Genomic DNA, 15,168 nt, shown 5'->3' on the forward strand with positions numbered 1-15,168 from the left:
CCGTGCGTTCCACGCCACCGCCGCGCGGGCCTTCCACCCAGCCGCTGCCGCGCCCCCCCCCCCCCGCCCAAAGCGGCCCCCGCCACCGCCCCACCCAGGGCCCGGGGCCGGGGGCCCCCCCCCGGGGCCCCGCCCCCACCCCCGTACCCCTCTCCGTGACCCTCCGCCCACCCCCCGATCCCGAAGGGCCGCATCGTGTCCCTCACCGCCACCGCGAAGGCCGGGCCCAGCCGCCCCGCCGGAACCGGACCCGGGCCCGACGACGGTCGGGCAGCCGCGCTCCGGCGCACCTGGCGCAAGGCGTCCCCGTACGCCTACATAGCCCCCTTCTTCACGCTCTTCCTCGCCTTCGGGCTCTTCCCGCTCCTCTACACGGCGTTCGTCTCCCTCTACCGGGTCGAGCTCCAGACGAGCGGCGAGATGGAGTGGCGGGGCATCGCCAACTACACGGCCCTGTTCACCGACGAGTTCTTCTGGATCTCGCTGCGCAACACGTTCACCATCGGCGTGCTGTCCACGGTCCCGCAGCTCGCGATGGCGCTGGGCCTGGCGCACCTGCTCAACTACAAGCTGCGCGGCCGTACCTTCATCCGGACCGCGATCCTGCTGCCGTACGCGACCTCCGTCGCCGCGGCCACCCTCGTCTTCGCGCAGCTCTTCGGCCGCGACTTCGGGCTGATCAACTACGTGATCGGGCTGGTGGGCTTCGACCCGGTGGACTGGCAGACGGGCACGGTCGCCTCGCAGATCGCGGTGTCGTCCATCGTGGTCTGGCGGTGGACCGGGTACAACGCGCTCATCTACCTGGCGGGCATGCAGTCGATCCCGCACGAGCTGTACGAGGCGGCGGAGATGGACGGGGCGTCGCGCTGGCGCCAGTTCGTCCACGTGACGCTGCCCGGTCTGCGCCCCACGATCGTCTTCACGGTGATCATCTCGACGATCGGCGCGACGCAGCTCTTCGGTGAGCCGCTGCTGTTCGAGGGGTCGATCTCCGGCGGTATCTCGCACCAGTACCAGACTCTCGGCCTGTACATGTACGAGCAGGGCTGGGGCTTCTTCCACCTGGGCCGGGCCGCGGCCATCGCCTGGGTGATGTTCGTCCTGATCGTGGTGCTCGTCGGGGTCAACGCCCTGATCGTGCGCCGCCGCGCACGCAAGGAGGCCGGCCGATGACCGCGCTCGCCGCACCGCCGACCCCGCCCCGGGCGGGCCGCCCGCCGCAGGACCCGCCCCGCCGACGGGTACGCAAGGGGGGCGCGGGCCGGACGATGAAGGGCGGCTGGCTCTCCTATCTCATCCTCGGCTTCGCGCTGCTGATCTCGGCGTTCCCCTTCTACTGGACGATCGTCGCCGCCAGCCGGTCCAACGCGGACATGGCGAAGGTGCCGCCGAGCCTGCTGCCGGGCCCGAACCTGATCAAGAACTTCGAGCAGGTCCTCGAAGAGGCGGACATCGGCAAGGCGCTGCTGAACTCGCTGATCGTGTCGTCGTCGATCACCATCGGTACGGTCCTGTGCTGCACGCTCGCCGGATTCGCCTTCGCCAAGCTGAAGTTCAAGGGCCGGAACGCGCTGCTGACGCTGACGATCGGGACGATGATGATCCCGCCGCAGCTCGGCGTGATCCCGCTGTTCATGCTGATCGCCGAACTCCAGTGGGTGAACCAGCTCCAGGCGGTGATCCTGCCGGGCCTGGTCTCGGCGTTCGGGGTGTTCTTCATGCGCCAGTACCTGGTGCAGTCGCTGCCGGACGAGCTGATCGAGGCGGCCCGCGTGGACGGCGCCTCCACCGCGCGCATCTTCTGGTCGATCGTGATCCCGATCGCGCGGCCGGGGATGGCGGTGCTCGGGATGCTCACGTTCATGACGGCGTGGAACGACTTCTTCTGGCCGATCATCGCGCTGTCCTCGCAGGAACCGACGGTGCAGGTCGCGCTGCGGCAGCTCGGCGGCGGCTATGTGAACGACCAGTCGGTGATCATGGCCGGCACGCTGCTCGGCACGCTGCCGGTGCTGCTGGTCTTCGGCCTGCTGGGCCGGCAGATCGTCGGCGGCATCATGCAGGGCGCGGTGAAGGGCTGACCCGCCCTCTCCTCCCCTCCCTCTGCTCCCCTCCTCCCCACACTTCTGGAGTGCCCTTCTCATGACCGCTGTCGATGCCCGCCGGGCAACGCCCATCGACGCCCGCCCCGCACCGTCCGTCGACGCCGGCCCGGCGACCTCCACAGGCGCCCGCCCCCAGACCGGTACGGGGCTCCGCTTCCCCGCCGGATTCCGGTGGGGCACGGCCACCGCCGCCTACCAGATCGAGGGCGGGGCCACCGAGGACGGCCGTACGCCCTCCATCTGGGACACCTTCAGCCGCACCCCCGGCAAGGTCCGCAACGGCGACACCGGTGACATCGCCGCCGACCACCTGCACCGGATGCCGGACGACGTGAAGCTGATGAAGGAGCTCGGCGTCACGGACTACCGCTTCTCCGTCTCCTGGCCCCGGGTCCAGCCGACGGGCCGGGGCCCGGCGGTCGAGCGCGGCCTCGACTTCTACCGCCGTCTGGTGGACGAGCTGCTGGGCGCGGGCATCAGACCGGTCGCGACGCTCTACCACTGGGACCTCCCGCAGGAGCTGGAGGACGCGGGCGGCTGGCCGGAGCGGGACACGGCGCACCGGTTCGCGGAGTACGCGGGCCTGGTGGCGGGGGCCTTGGGCGACCGGGTGACGACGTGGACGACGCTGAACGAGCCCTGGTGCGGGGCCTTCCTCGGCTACGGGAACGGGGTCCACGCCCCCGGCCGCACCAGCGACCTCGCCGCGCTGCGCGCCGCCCACCACTTCAACCTGGCGCACGGCGGTGCGACCCGGGTCCTGCGGGACCGCCTGCCGTCGGCGGCCGAGATCTCCCTCACCCTGAACCTCCACGCCCTGCGCCCGCTGAGTGACACCCCGGCCGACCGGGACGCGGTGCGCCGGATCGACGCGGTGGCGAACCGGATCTTCCTGGACCCGGTCTTCCACGGGCGGCTGCCGCAGGACCTGGTGGAGGACACGGCGGCGGTGACGGACTGGTCGTTCGTGCGCGACGGCGACCTGGAGGTGACCTCCACCCCCATCGACTCGCTGGGCATCAACTACTACTCCCCCAGCGTGGTTTCGGCGGGCACGTCCGAGTCCCCCTCCCCCTGGGCGGGGGCCGAGCACCACGTGGCGTTCACCCCGGCGGAGGGCCCGCGCACGGCGATGGACTGGCCGGTGGACGCGAACGGCCTGTACGAGCTGCTCACCCGCCTCCGCGACGAACTCCCGGGCCTGCCGCTGCTGGTGACCGAGAACGGGGCGGCGTACGACGACTACGCGGACCCGGAGGGCGAGGTGCACGACCCGGAGAGGGTGGCGTACCTGGACGCGCACCTGAGCGCCGTACACCGGGCGATCGAGGACGGGGCGGACGTACGCGGCTACTTCCTGTGGTCGCTGCTGGACAACTTCGAGTGGGCGTACGGCTACAGCAAGCGGTTCGGCATCGTGCACGTGGACTTCGCGTCGCAGCGCCGCACGGTGAAGGACAGTGCGCGGTGGTACGCGGGGGTCGTCGCGCGGGGCGGTCTGGAGCGGTGACGGCTTGAGTGGCCGGGGCGGGGCGGCGGCGCGGGCTGCCTCCTGATTCCCGGCTGAGGGCTGACGTCCGCTGCACACCGTTCCACCGGCTTCACGGGGCCCGGGGCCCGGGGCACACGCTCCGGGCCCCTCGGCGTGCCCGGGTGCGGCGGCGGGTGCGGCGGCGGGCGCGGTGACGGACGCGGCGGCGGGCGCAGCGACGGATGCGGCGGCGGGCGCGGCGGCGGGCGCAGGCGACAGGCGCAGCGACGGATGCGCAGCGGTCGATGCCCGATGTGTCCCGTCACAGAATGGGCAATTTTCGGCCAGATGAATCACCGGAGTCGCCCGCCGGACCGCAGGGAGCGGTCCTGCGGGCGACAGGGCTCCCCGGATCGCCGGAAGAAGACGCGGAGGTCGAGCCGACGCGCGGGCCGGTAGGGCTCCTGGCCGGTCCGACCTCGCCGGAACAGGGCTGCTCAGCGGCGAACCTTCCGGGAGCCCCACCGGAGCTGCGGGCCGGAGATCCAGCCCCGCGACTCCCCCGCACGAAGAGCCAGGTCACCGCACGATCCGCACGCCCGAGCCTTCCGCCCGCAGCCCCGATGCAACATGGCGCGAATGCGCTGGCTCCCGTCGGCGCCGACGGACAAGACCCTTGACGGCCTCCCGACTCTCATCCGATGGTCTAGACCAGCAACGAGAGGGGCGGCCGGCCACGTCGATCACGTACCGGCCCCGCCTCGTCCCCCGTCCGGCCAGGACACCGGGCGCGGGCATCGGCCGACTTCCGGCACCCCGCCCGCGGTCAGGCCATGGCCACCACCTACGGCCCTCCCCCGCCCGACCCCAGGTCCCCACCGATCCGCGAAATGACCCAGGTTGCCCAACGAGCCGCGCGGGCCACCCGTGCACGTTTTCCCACCCCTCAGACACAGCGGGAGGTCGCACATGAGCAGCAGCACCGTAGAGCCGATCCCGCCCCCGCCCGACCGCGACCCCGAACCCCCGTCCCAGAAGGCGGACTTCGCGCGCGCCCGCCCTCACCCCACGACCGGCCGGGGACCTCTGAGCCGGCTGGCCGACCTCGTCGACGCACACGCACTGGCCCTGCTGAGGGTGACGGTCGGCATCGTCTTCGTCGGCTTCGGCGTACTGAAGCTGTTCCCCTCGGCCAGTCCGGCGGAGCAACTGGCGGTCGACGCGGCGACGAAGATGACCCTGGGCCTGGTGCCGGAGACGGTGCTGCTGTTGTCCCTCGCGGCGCTGGAGACGGCCATCGGGATCGGCCTGACCGTCGGCCGCCGCCTGTTGCGCCCCGCGCTCGTCGCGTTCTTCCTCCACATGGGTGGCGTGTTCTCGACCCTCGTCCTCCTCCCCGACGCGATGTGGCAGGCCCACTCCCCCGCCCCGACCATGGAGGGGCAGTACGTCGTCAAGAACGTGGTCCTGGTGGCGGTGTGCCTGGTGGTGGCCGCGAACGAATGGGGACGGCGGCCCCGGCCACGGCGTACGGCAGGGTGAGCGGACCGGGCCTCCGGGGAGTTGACGTGCGGACGGGGCAGACGTCGCGTCAGGAAACCAACGGAGTACACGGCTTGACCACCGGCTCCCTCACCCGCACGTCCAACGCGAGGTTCAGCTCGTCCACGAGGTCGATCGCCGCGTCAACCTCCAGACGGAGGTAGGCCGGCCCCCGCGCGCCCCCGTTGAAGGTGATCATCAGCGGCAGGTCGACGTACGTGTCCTGCCGCTGCACGTCGCTAACGCGCATGACGGGACGGTCGGGGATGCGCTCCGCCCGCCAGCTGCACTCAGGGTCCCCGTCCGCGACTCCAAGCGACCGGAGGGGCCGGCCGTCGTCTTCGGTGCCTCCGCTTGGGCGGCGTTCCTCAGCGGCGTTCGCTGAGCCCTTCCGGCGCCCTGCCGCCTCGGGCGGTGCTCACCCGCTCACCCCGCCCACCGCCCCGTAAGAAACGCCAGGGCCACCAGCGCACTCAGCGGTGCCGCCACGCACAGGTACGCCGCCTTGAACCACGGACGGCGCAGGCTCAGGGCCGCCAGGCCGGCCCACAGCGGCCACCACAGCAGCGTGGCGCGGGGGACGGATGTGTACCAGTACGACGTTCCCAGCGCCCACAGGCTCAGCGCGACGTACACCGCCTCCGGCCAGCGGCGGTGGCGTGCCAGCCACACGACCAGGGCCAGGCCCACCAGCATCGCCGCCAACTCCGCCTGGAACATGAACGCGTAGCCGGTCGTGTGGACGCCGTCGAACGCCGCGTCCCACGTGTTGCTCCACGCCTCCCACGGGGTGTGGAAGTCCCGGTACCAGCCCCGCTCCTGTGCGTGCTTCCACGCCATCCAGTCGCCCGTGCGGGCGTGCAGGTACCAGCTGTACGCGGCGGGTGGCAGTGCGGGGAGCGCCAGCCAGGCCGACCCGCGCCAGGCTCTCCCGTTCCGTGCCGAGAGCGCGGTGAGTACGAACAGCACCGCGAGGGCGGCCGCGAGGAACAGGCCGCTGACCCGTACCGTCGTCGCCAGCGCGGTCAGCGTGCACGCCGACGCCCAGCGGTGGCGTCGGGCGGCCAGCCAGGCCGGGAGCGCGAACGCCAGGAACAGCGCCTCCGTGTAGCCGGCCGCCAGGAAGACCGCGCACGGGGAGATCAGGAAGAACAGGGCCGTGCGCCGGCCGTCGGCGTCCTCGGGGACGCCATCGGGGACGCCATCGGGGGCGCCATCGGGGACGTAGGAGCGGGCTATGCGGGACAGGGCCAGTACGGCCACGGCTCCCGCGACCAGCGAGATCAGCAGGCCCGCCGCCGTCCAGTTCGGGACGATGACGTGCACGGCCCGCAGGAGGAGCGGAAAGCCGGGGAAGAACGCCTCCCTGTTGTCCCAACCGCTCACCCATGGGCCCGCGTTGAGCGGAAAATAGCCGTCGCGCGCTATGTGGAGGTAGTGGTTCGCGTCCCACTGCTGGAACGGCGCGAGGACCGGCGCCGCCTCCCGTACATCAGACCCCCGGGGGAACAGCCACCGGGCGCCGTGGGCCGTGATCCACAGGGATATGCGGGTGAGGAGGTAGAGCCGGAGCACCCTGCGGTCGGCGGGGGTGAGCCAGGCTGCCGCCCTGCCCAACCGGGTCGCCCCAGGCACGCGCAGGACGAGGCCGGCAGCGCGGCTGACGGGCCTGGCGGGGCCGGTCGACTGCGGCTTGGAGGTGTCGCGCCGAGGCTCTGCCGGTCGCAAACCGGTGGACAACATAGATATTCATGCACCTTTCGGGCACACCTGGGCGTGCGGGATCGGCCGGTGGAGACGCCGGGGCCCGGGGGCGAACCAAACGCGGGGTACGGGAGGGAAGAAGGCGTACGTACCGGGTACGGGAATCGGGTCAGCAGCCCGCGATCACAGCACCGCCGTCGCCCCAAGCATCGACGCCGAAGTGAAAGCCGAGGTGGAGGTCGAGGCGGCGGTGGAGGTGGAGGCGGCGGTGAAGGCGGAGGCGGCGGTGAAGGCGGAGGCGGCGGTCGAGACGAAGGTCGGTGTCGACGACGGCGAGGACGTCGGTGCCTCCGTCGTCGGCAGGCCCTCCGGAGCGAACGACCGGGTGGCGGACTCCGGCGCCCCCGGCACCGTATGGCTGGGCGTCGGCGGTTCCGTCGGTGTTCCCGCGGGCGGCGGCGGGGCCGGGGACAGGTAGCCGGGAGACGGATAGCCGGGGGACGGGCTCGTCGCCGGAGGGGCGGGCGTCGGTTTGACCGGGAGCAGGCCGACCACCGTCGCGCCGCCCCCGCCGATGACCAGGCACGCCCCCACCGCGAGCGCGGCCATCCGGCGCCGCTGGGCCCGCATGCCGCGTTCGGTGATGCGGGCGGCGGGGTCCGCCGTCGAGCGGCCCTGCCCGAAGTCGCCGGCCTGCCGGAACAGGGACCGCAACGGATCCTCCGGCGCCGACCGGTCCCGTGGTTCAGACATCAGGAGCCTCCTCCATGCGGGGCATGCGGGGGTCCTGAAGACGGTGGGCGAGCGCCGCCCGTCCTCGGACCAGATGCGTCTTGATCGTGCTGATGGAAAGCCCGGTCTCCCTGCCGATCTGCTCGACCGTGAGGTCGCACAGGTAGTGCAGGGTCAAGGTCCGCCGCTGCTGCGCGGGCAGTTCCCGAAGCGCGTCGACCAGCACCACGTGGTCCGGGTCCGGCGGCGCCACGTGCTCCGCCGCACCGCTCCCCCGGCCCCACGCGTCCGCCGAACGCCGCCGGAAGCGCCAACGGCTCACCGCCAGGCGCCACGCGACCGTACGGATCCACGCCTCGGGCTGCCCGTCGCGCTCAAGCCGCCCGCGCCGGACCCACGCCTTGACGAAGGCCTCCTGCACGACGTCCTGCGCCTCCTGGAGATCCCCCGTCATCACGTACAGCTGGCCCGTGAGACGCGCGACCGCCTGGGCGTAGAACTCTTCGAACTCCTCGACGGTCAAAAGTCGCTCCCGGATCTTCCGCTTCACCGGGTATACGCCCACCGCCGCCCATCCGGTCTACAACGCCGGCGAGGCATCGGAGTGATCGTCGTCACGGAACCCGGGAGGCCCGGACCACGTCGGCGCCGGGCCACGTCGGCGCCGGACCGCGTCGGTCCGTACGCGCCAGCGCCCGGGACCCAGCCCGCCCCGCGCCCAGCCCGCCCGGGTCTCAGCCCGCCTCCAGCCGCTTCTCCAGCAGCGTGACCCCGTACGTCCGGCCGCCGTCCCCGTTCTTCCCCGACTGCTCGCCGACCACCGCGTACCCCGCCTCCTCGTAGTAGCGGCGCAGCCGGGCGTTCGACGTCAGGCAGTCCAGGCGGCACAACTCCCTCCCGTACGCGGCGATCCGGCGCTCGGCCTCCGCCAGCAGTGCGCGGCCGGCTCCGGGCGGGGCGGTACGCCGGTCGGTCATCAGGCGGTGGACGTAGCCCGCGACCGGCGGCTGGGCGCCCCACGCGGGCTCGTCGTCCCACCACAGCTCCCAGGCCCCGGCGCTCGGCCCGTCCGGTCCGAGCGTGGCGAGCCACACCTCGCCCTCGCGCAGCCGTTCCCGGAAGTGTTCCCCGCCCAGCTCCCCGGGCTGCCACTGCTCGATGCCGTGCTCGATCTGCCAGCGCGCCGCCGTGTCCCTCAGGCGTACGAGCTCGGTCAGGTCGGACTCGTCCGCCTTACGGAACGACAGCGGCGCCGAAGTCGCGCGGGAACTGGTGTTCTTCATGCCGCGATCCTGCCGCACACCCGTTCCCACCAGCATCGCGGGCCAGCTCCTCCCGGAGCTCAAGCGGCGAGATCCGAGCGCTCTTAACAAGGATGGGGTGGATGGGTCAGCTTGCCCACCCACCCTCCCCGTCTGCGGAGTTGTGCGCGGAATTGACTTTTCGTGACCGACTTGCGACGCACGGTCGCCAGGCTTTAGCGTTCGGGAGGACGAGAAAAGAAAAAGCAACCCCCGCCGGTGCTACAACACCGACAGGGGTCTGACCAACGAAGATCGGACACAACGATCCCCATGGCTGACAGCCAGTTTAGTGCTGCCCCCTCCACCCCGCACGTGACCCCGCCCGCGCCCCCGCACCCCATGGCCAAGCCCGGGTACGGCAAGCGCTCCGCGCCCGGTGAACGTCCGCGTACCGAACGCGACTTCGCCCACCTCCTCCCCCGTGACGCCGCCGTCGCCGCGTACATCGACCGGCTGCCCGACGGCTCCGACATCTCCGTGAAGACGCTGGCCAAACACCTCCCGTACGGGCAGTGCGCCCTGGGCACCACCCTCAACCGGCTCCAGGACGCCGGGCACCTGCGGCGCGGCAGCGAGTGCGTGATCACCGATGACGTCATGCTCTGGGTGACCCGGACCTTCTTCTCCCGCACCGCACGCGAGGACGAGTGGTGGAACGCCTACATCCGCGGTGACGCGCCGCCGGACCAGCCCCAACGGCCCACCCGCTCCCGCGCGTTCATCCTGCTCGCCGCCCTGGGGCGTACGGCTCCGATGCTGACCCTGTCCGCCGCCGACTGCGTACACCTGGAACCGCAGGTCAGCGAGTGGTTCGCCCGGGGTGCGACGGAGGCCGAGCTGGTGCACGCGCTCACCGACGGGCTGCCGTCCCGCGTCCACCGAGCCGCCCGCCTCGTCGAGCGGCGCCTGCTCGACAAGCTGCCGCCGGAGCGGTTCCTGCCGGGCCCCCGGACCGTCCTGCGCTCCCTGGAGTGCGGCGAGTGCGGAGCACCGGGCAGCCCGGAGGCCCTGCTCGGCGGGTTGTGCCGGCCGTGCCGGGGGCCGTCCCCCGAGCCGCCGGTGGGGCCGCCGGGGGCCGTGCAGCCGCCTGGCGTACGGGAGCGGATGAACGCGGTCCGGGCGGGGCTGGCTCCCCGGTCGGAGAGGCCCTGCCGATGATGCCCGTCGAGGACTTCGAGGCGCTTGCCCGCGGCTGCCCCGAGACCGTGACGCTCGAGCTGATCAACGGAGAGCTGGAGGTCAGGCCCGTGCCGGACGGGGATCACGACGAGATCGTCATGTGGGTCGCGACGCAGTGCCTACGGCAGCGGCCGGAGCTGCGGCTGTACCCCGGACGCGGGCTGCGGATCGGCACAGACCGCGACGGCCGCGCCCGGCCGGACGGGACCCTGGCCCCGGTGGGCCGCTTCGCCGGTGACGGCCAGTGGTCGAGCCCGGACCGCATCCTCATGACCGTGGACGTCACCTCGTACGACGACGGCCACGGGAGGACGTGCGGGTACGCGGCGGCGGGCATCCCGCTGCGTCTCCTCATCGACCACCGGTCCGGCACGTGCGCCGTCCGCAGCGAACCCACCACGACCCGCTACCGGCGTCAGCACCTGTACGACCTCGGCGAAGCCGTCGCCCTCCCCCACCCCGCCTCCATCACCCTGGACACCGAGGAGTTGAGGAACTACACCCGCTGAGCCCTCACCGCACCTCCGCTGCCAACTGCGTCGTCGCCAGTTCGCGGTAGAGGTCGTCCTCGGTGATCAGCTCCTCGTGCGTGCCCGCCGTGCGGACCCGGCCCTCCTCCAGGACCACGATGCGGTCGGCGTGGCGGACCGTGGACAGGCGGTGGGCGATGACCAACACCGTTGTCTGCTCGGCCAGTTCGAGGATCACATCGCGCAGCGCCTGCTCGTTGACCGCGTCCAGTTGCGAGGTCACCTCGTCCAGCAGGAGCAGGCGCGGGCGGCGCAGCAGGGCGCGGGCGATGGCGATGCGCTGGCGTTCGCCGCCGGAGAGCGTGACGCCCCGGTGGCCGACCGCCGTGTCCAGGCCGTCCGGCAGCCGGGCGACCAACGCGTCCAGGCGGGTACGGGCGACCGCCTCCGTCAGCCGCTCATCCGGGGCGTCGGGGGCGGCGAACAGCAGGTTCTCCCTCAGCGTCCCGGCCAGGACCGGGGCGTCCTGCTCCACGTACGCGAGCGAGGCGCGCAGCTCGGCCAGCGGCCAGTCCCGGATGTCACGGCCGTCGACGGTGATCGTTCCGCCGTCGTGGTCGTAGAACCGTTCCAGCAGGCTGAACACCGTCGACTTGCCCGCCCCCGACGGGCCCACCAGCGCCACCAGCCCGCCCGTCGGCACGTCGAACGTGACGCCCTTGTGGGCGGGCGCGCGCTCGTCCCCGTACCCGAAGGTCACGTCCTGGAAGATGACCCCGAGCGGAGTTCCCTCCCCCCGTACGGCCCCGGGCCCGCCGGATGGTTCGCCCGGCAGCGACTCCACCTCGTCGATCCTGCGTACGGCGGCGAGGCCGCTCTGAAGACCCGTCCAGCCCTCGACCAATCCGCCGATCGGGCCCATCAGGTAGAAGAGATAGAGCAGGAACGCGATCAGCGACGAGATCTCCAGGGAGCCCGACGCCACCCTCGCTCCCCCGACGCCCAGCACGGCCAGGAAGGCCAGCTGGATCGACATCATCATCGTGACGTCGGAGACCGACGACCACTTCGCCACCGACACACCCCGGTCGTGCGCGTGCCGCGCCGCCTCGGCCACGGCCGCCGTCTCGCGCTCCTCCGCACCGCTCGCCTTGACCGTACGGAACGCCTGGAGCACCCGGTCCAGGGCCGCGCCCATCGCGCCCACCGACTCCTGCGCGCGGAGCTGCGCGCGCTGAATCCGGGGCATGAGCAAGGCGGTTACGGCTCCGATACCGACGATCACCACCAGCGTCACGCCCAACAGCGTGACGTCCATGTACGCCATGAACGCGATCGTTCCCAGCAGCATCAGCACGCTGTTGAACGACTCGACCAGGCCGCTGGAGAGGACCGTCCGGAGGAGGGTCGTGTCGCTGGTCACCCGTGACTGGAGGTCGCCGGGGGTCAGCCGGTCCACCGCCGGGACCTTCAACCGCATGATGCGGCCCACGAGTTGGTGGCGGGCACGGAGGACGACGCCTTCTCCCGTACGGGCCATGAGGTAACGCCCGTACGCGGAGAGGCAGGCGCCCGCGAGGACCAGTGCGGTGAGCACGACGAGCGGCGTGACGGGCGAGCGGTCGGCGGCGAACGCGTCGACCGCGTACTTCGCCATCAGCGGCATCGCGAGCCCCGCCGCCGAACCGGCGAGCGAGAGCAGGCCCGCGCGGACGAGTACGCCTCGGTGGGGGCGGACCCGGGTCAGGAGCAGGCGGAGGGGGGAGGGCCCGGAACTCTCGGTGGGCTTCTCGGGGTGGGGCGGATCACCGGTGCCTCCCGCCGCCGCCACAGCCGCCCCGGGTGCCCCAATGTCCGGTGCGTCCTCAGGGGCCCGCGCGTCCTCCGTACGCCCGTCCGCGTCCCGCGCCTCCGGTCCCTCCGGCCGCCTGTCCGCCCCCGGCGCCTCAGGCCGTCTGTCCGCCCCCGCCGTCCCCGTCGTCCCTGTCACCGCGCTCACCCGGAACCCCCTCGCGTACCGTCACCACCATCAAAGGACGCAGATCGGCCGCTTCCGCCTGCTCGCCGACCGTACGTCCCCCCGCCTCCACCCAAGCATGCGGCGAGAACGGCGGTGCCGTCCGGACCCCCGCGCACCAGTCGGGCCAGGTCCCCGACATCCGGCACGCCAGGGCGATGGCGACCGAGCGGGGCAGGCAGCCGTAACGGCCCGCGCAGCGGCGGCTGGTGGCGGTGACCGCCTCGTACACCTCCAGCGTCTCGTCGTACGTCGCCGGGCGCGCGCCCCGGCTGCACCGGGCCAGCACCCGGCGCAGGCGGCCCGGCTTGAAGCGGGCCAGGACGAACGCGGCGGTGATCGCGGCGCGCAGCCGCACTCCGCCGGGGCCCGCACCCCGGCGGGGCATCGTCATCTCGGTGGTCATGGGCGCAGGATCTTCGCCTCGACGAGCTGGCGGGTCAGCTGGGCGACGTCCGACTCCGCCTCCGCGCGCTCGACGTCGAACTCGGCGACGATCCGCTCGACGGCGACCTCGGGGGCCTGGCCCGCCGCGAGGGTCTCGACGACGATGATGCTGGTGTCGTTCAACTGCCAGTAGCTGCCGTCCTTCTCGTCGAGCAGGACGCCTCCGTACTCGGTCGTCGTGACGGCGATGCCTTTTCTGAGCTTCACAGGGATGCCTCGCTGGTGGGGACGGGGGTGGTGGAGATCGAGGTGGTGGTGGAGTGGGGTGTCGGCCAGGCGTTCTCGGCCGTGCGCAGCCAGGTCTCCCCGGCCACGGTCGAGCTGATGGAGTGCTCCACCAGGACCGGTGAGAAGGGTTCGGCGGCGAGCCTCAGCAGGTGGCGGGCGTCGACCAGGCCGTGCTCGGCCAGGCGCGACCCCGTCCACAACTCCGCCAGTTCCGGGGCGTGTTCGCGCAGGCCCTGGTGTTCGTCGGAGGACATGTGGTCCTTCGTCGTACGGGCCAGCAGCGCATCCGGCACCACCCCGCGCATCGCCTCGACGAGCAGCGGCTTGTAGCGCCAGGGGCTGATCCGCTCCTCCAGGCGTACGGCGAGGGTCGCCTCCAGGACCCGGTCGTCGTAGAAGGGTGCGGCGACCGGCAGCCCGATCGTCATGCCGATGTCCTCCATGGCCTGGAAGTGCCGCGCCCCCATCCGTACCGCGTCGATGTCCACATGCCGCCCCCGCCACGGGTCGATCGGCTCGGCGTGCTCGGCGGCGGCCCGGAACTCCTCGGTGATCAGGGCGTTCGCGTGGTCCGTGAACCAGGGGCGCAGGGACTGCCGTACACCCCAGGAGAGCAGCGGGGTGCGGGTGACGGGCTGCGGTTCGGTGGTGACCGCGCCCGCGAGCCAGCGGGGGAAGGCGGAGCGGTCCAGCAGGGCCTTCAGCGTGGGCAGGAGGGGCCAGCCGAGCTGGTGGCGCAGACCGCTGAGGTGGTTCCAGGCGGTGAGCGGGTTGCCGTGGAAGAGATCCTGGTAGGCGTGGGGCAGGCCGAGGAAGAGTTCGTCGCCGCCGTAGCCGGTGAGGTGGTAGCGGGAGCCGGTGGCGTGGGCGCGGCTCAGGAGCAGGTGCGCGCGGGCGCGGCCGGGGGCGACGGGGAGCGGTTCGTCGTTGAGCTCGGCGGCGGTGGAGGCCAGGTCGGCGTAGAAGTAGGGGGCGTGGTCGGCGGGGATGACGTGGTGGGCCAGGGCGTCCCCGTTGCCGCCCCCGTTCCCGTTGCCGTTTCCGTTCCTGTTGCCGCCCCCGTTCCCGTTGCCGTTCCTGTTGCCGTTGCCGGGCGCGGCCTCCGCCGCGCTCGCGCCCTTCCGCGCCGCCTCCACCGCCCTGCGCGCCCACGTCTCGTCCTCGCTGTAGCGGTCGCGGGCGGCCACCGTCAGCAGGGACAGCGTCGCCGGGCCGGTCGCGCGGGCGGCGAAGGTGAGGGCCGTGGAGTCCATGCCGCCGGAGAGCTCGCAGCTGATCCGGTCCAGGCCGCCGACATGGGCCCGTACGGAGGCGGCGACGGCGTCCCCGAGTCTTCGGGCGCCCTCCGCCAGGGAGAGTTCCGGCGGCGGGGGCTCCCACCAGCGGTACTCGCGAGGGCCGGGGGCGGTGGCCGTGCCCGGTGCTGCGGCGGGCAGGGCCAGTCCGTACCCGGCCCCGGTCTCGTTCACGCCCTGCCAGAGGACGCGCCGGCTCAGGGGGTGCGGCAGGAAGTCGAGCATGCGCAGGGCGAGCGCGCCGTCGTCCACGGGTGCGCCGGTCAGGCGGGCGAGGACGGCCGGGCGGTCGGAGGCGATGGTCCCGGCCTCGGGGTGCCGGGCGTGGTAGATCCGGCGCAGCCCGGAGGCCGTACCGCGGATCCAGGTCTCGCCGGAGAGCCGGGCGACCACGTGGTGGAGGCCGGGCAGCCGGGCGAGGCGGCGCTCCAGGCCGGCCCGGTCGCGGGCGCCCTCCAGGAGACCGGCGAGCACGGCCTCGGGGAGACGGTCCGGGCCGATGAGCACCAGGGCGTCGTCGCCCCGGCGGAGGTGGCTGACCTTGCGGACCAGCGGACGGGCGACGACCCAGGGGCGGCCGACGCATAGGCACTACGGTCCTGCTTGCAGAGCTCAAGATACTCCTGCAGCGAGAGCTCTTCCTGACGGGTGGACTCAAAACGTTGTTGGAA

The 15,168-nt window shown here is 72.6% G+C and carries 16 protein-coding genes; 7 read left to right on the forward strand and 9 right to left on the reverse strand.

The window, feature by feature from the left end; all coding sequences use genetic code 11:
• The first annotated feature begins 195 nt into the window (after positions 1-195).
• The 4 genes from AB0917_RS29505 to AB0917_RS29520 all read left to right on the forward strand — a co-directional run bounded on the left by AB0917_RS29505 (position 196) and on the right by AB0917_RS29520 (position 5,121).
• A complete protein-coding gene (locus AB0917_RS29505; RefSeq protein ID WP_366822725.1) occupies positions 196-1,176 on the forward strand; it encodes a sugar ABC transporter permease in 981 nt (326 codons plus the stop codon).
• Entirely contained in the window at positions 1,173-2,084 is a 912-nt protein-coding gene (locus AB0917_RS29510) for a carbohydrate ABC transporter permease (RefSeq protein WP_366822726.1), read from the forward strand. The genes AB0917_RS29505 and AB0917_RS29510 overlap by 4 nt, the downstream gene beginning before the upstream one ends.
• A gap of 61 nt (positions 2,085-2,145) precedes the next feature.
• Entirely contained in the window at positions 2,146-3,618 is a 1,473-nt protein-coding gene (locus AB0917_RS29515) for a GH1 family beta-glucosidase (RefSeq protein WP_366822727.1), read from the forward strand.
• A 930-nt stretch (positions 3,619-4,548) separates the two neighbouring features.
• Positions 4,549-5,121 carry a DUF417 family protein gene (locus AB0917_RS29520; RefSeq protein ID WP_366822728.1) on the forward strand — a complete coding sequence of 191 codons (573 nt, stop codon included), beginning with the start codon at positions 4,549-4,551 and terminating at the stop codon, positions 5,119-5,121.
• Between the two features lie 49 nt (positions 5,122-5,170).
• On the opposite strand, the gene AB0917_RS29525 is transcribed toward AB0917_RS29520, so the two are convergent.
• A complete protein-coding gene (locus AB0917_RS29525) occupies positions 5,171-5,371 on the reverse strand; it encodes a hypothetical protein (RefSeq protein ID WP_366822729.1) in 201 nt (66 codons plus the stop codon).
• Here AB0917_RS29525 and AB0917_RS29530 point away from each other — a divergent pair.
• Entirely contained in the window at positions 5,351-5,506 is a 156-nt protein-coding gene (locus AB0917_RS29530) for a DUF397 domain-containing protein (protein ID WP_366822736.1), read from the forward strand. The genes AB0917_RS29525 and AB0917_RS29530 overlap by 21 nt on opposite strands.
• 41 nt (positions 5,507-5,547) lie before the next feature.
• Here the strand turns inward: AB0917_RS29530 and AB0917_RS29535 are convergent, their stop codons facing one another.
• The 4 genes from AB0917_RS29535 to AB0917_RS29550 all read right to left on the reverse strand — a co-directional run bounded on the left by AB0917_RS29535 (position 5,548) and on the right by AB0917_RS29550 (position 8,840).
• Positions 5,548-6,870, reverse strand: coding sequence for a mannosyltransferase family protein (locus AB0917_RS29535; protein ID WP_366822738.1), 1,323 nt, complete (start codon positions 6,868-6,870; stop codon positions 5,548-5,550).
• A gap of 138 nt (positions 6,871-7,008) precedes the next feature.
• On the reverse strand, positions 7,009-7,578 hold the full coding sequence (locus tag AB0917_RS29540) for a hypothetical protein (RefSeq protein WP_366822730.1): 570 nt from the start codon (positions 7,576-7,578) through the stop codon (positions 7,009-7,011).
• Positions 7,571-8,080 (reverse strand): SigE family RNA polymerase sigma factor, encoded by a 510-nt coding sequence (locus AB0917_RS29545; RefSeq protein WP_366822739.1) that lies wholly within the window; start codon positions 8,078-8,080, stop codon positions 7,571-7,573. Before AB0917_RS29545 ends, AB0917_RS29540 begins: the two co-directional genes overlap by 8 nt.
• 211 nt (positions 8,081-8,291) lie before the next feature.
• Entirely contained in the window at positions 8,292-8,840 is a 549-nt protein-coding gene (locus AB0917_RS29550) for an N-acetyltransferase (RefSeq protein WP_366822731.1), read from the reverse strand.
• A gap of 360 nt (positions 8,841-9,200) precedes the next feature.
• On the opposite strand from AB0917_RS29550, the gene AB0917_RS29555 reads away from it, so the two are divergent.
• Both AB0917_RS29555 and AB0917_RS29560 read left to right on the forward strand, forming a co-directional pair.
• Complete coding sequence (locus AB0917_RS29555; RefSeq protein ID WP_366822732.1) at positions 9,201-10,019, forward strand: hypothetical protein; 819 nt, start codon at positions 9,201-9,203, stop codon at positions 10,017-10,019.
• Positions 10,016-10,549: a Uma2 family endonuclease gene (locus tag AB0917_RS29560; RefSeq protein WP_366822733.1), complete on the forward strand. Its 534-nt coding sequence runs from the start codon at positions 10,016-10,018 to the stop codon at positions 10,547-10,549. Before AB0917_RS29555 ends, AB0917_RS29560 begins: the two co-directional genes overlap by 4 nt.
• A gap of 4 nt (positions 10,550-10,553) precedes the next feature.
• On the opposite strand, the gene AB0917_RS29565 is transcribed toward AB0917_RS29560, so the two are convergent.
• The 4 genes from AB0917_RS29565 to AB0917_RS29580 form a co-directional block, all read right to left on the reverse strand.
• Positions 10,554-12,341, reverse strand: a complete 1,788-nt coding sequence (locus tag AB0917_RS29565) for an ABC transporter ATP-binding protein (RefSeq protein WP_366822734.1) — start codon at positions 12,339-12,341, stop codon at positions 10,554-10,556.
• A 115-nt stretch (positions 12,342-12,456) separates the two neighbouring features.
• Positions 12,457-12,933 (reverse strand): lasso peptide biosynthesis B2 protein, encoded by a 477-nt coding sequence (locus tag AB0917_RS29570; RefSeq protein ID WP_366822735.1) that lies wholly within the window; start codon positions 12,931-12,933, stop codon positions 12,457-12,459.
• Positions 12,930-13,181 (reverse strand): lasso peptide biosynthesis PqqD family chaperone, encoded by a 252-nt coding sequence (locus AB0917_RS29575; protein WP_073877059.1) that lies wholly within the window; start codon positions 13,179-13,181, stop codon positions 12,930-12,932. The genes AB0917_RS29570 and AB0917_RS29575 overlap by 4 nt, the downstream gene beginning before the upstream one ends.
• A complete protein-coding gene (locus tag AB0917_RS29580; RefSeq protein WP_366822740.1) occupies positions 13,178-15,049 on the reverse strand; it encodes an asparagine synthase-related protein in 1,872 nt (623 codons plus the stop codon). The genes AB0917_RS29575 and AB0917_RS29580 overlap by 4 nt, the downstream gene beginning before the upstream one ends.
• Between the last annotated feature and the right edge of the window lie 119 nt (positions 15,050-15,168).

Source organism: Streptomyces sp. NPDC007346 (assembly GCF_040703535.1).
Taxonomy (GTDB): Bacteria; Actinomycetota; Actinomycetes; order Streptomycetales; family Streptomycetaceae; genus Streptomyces.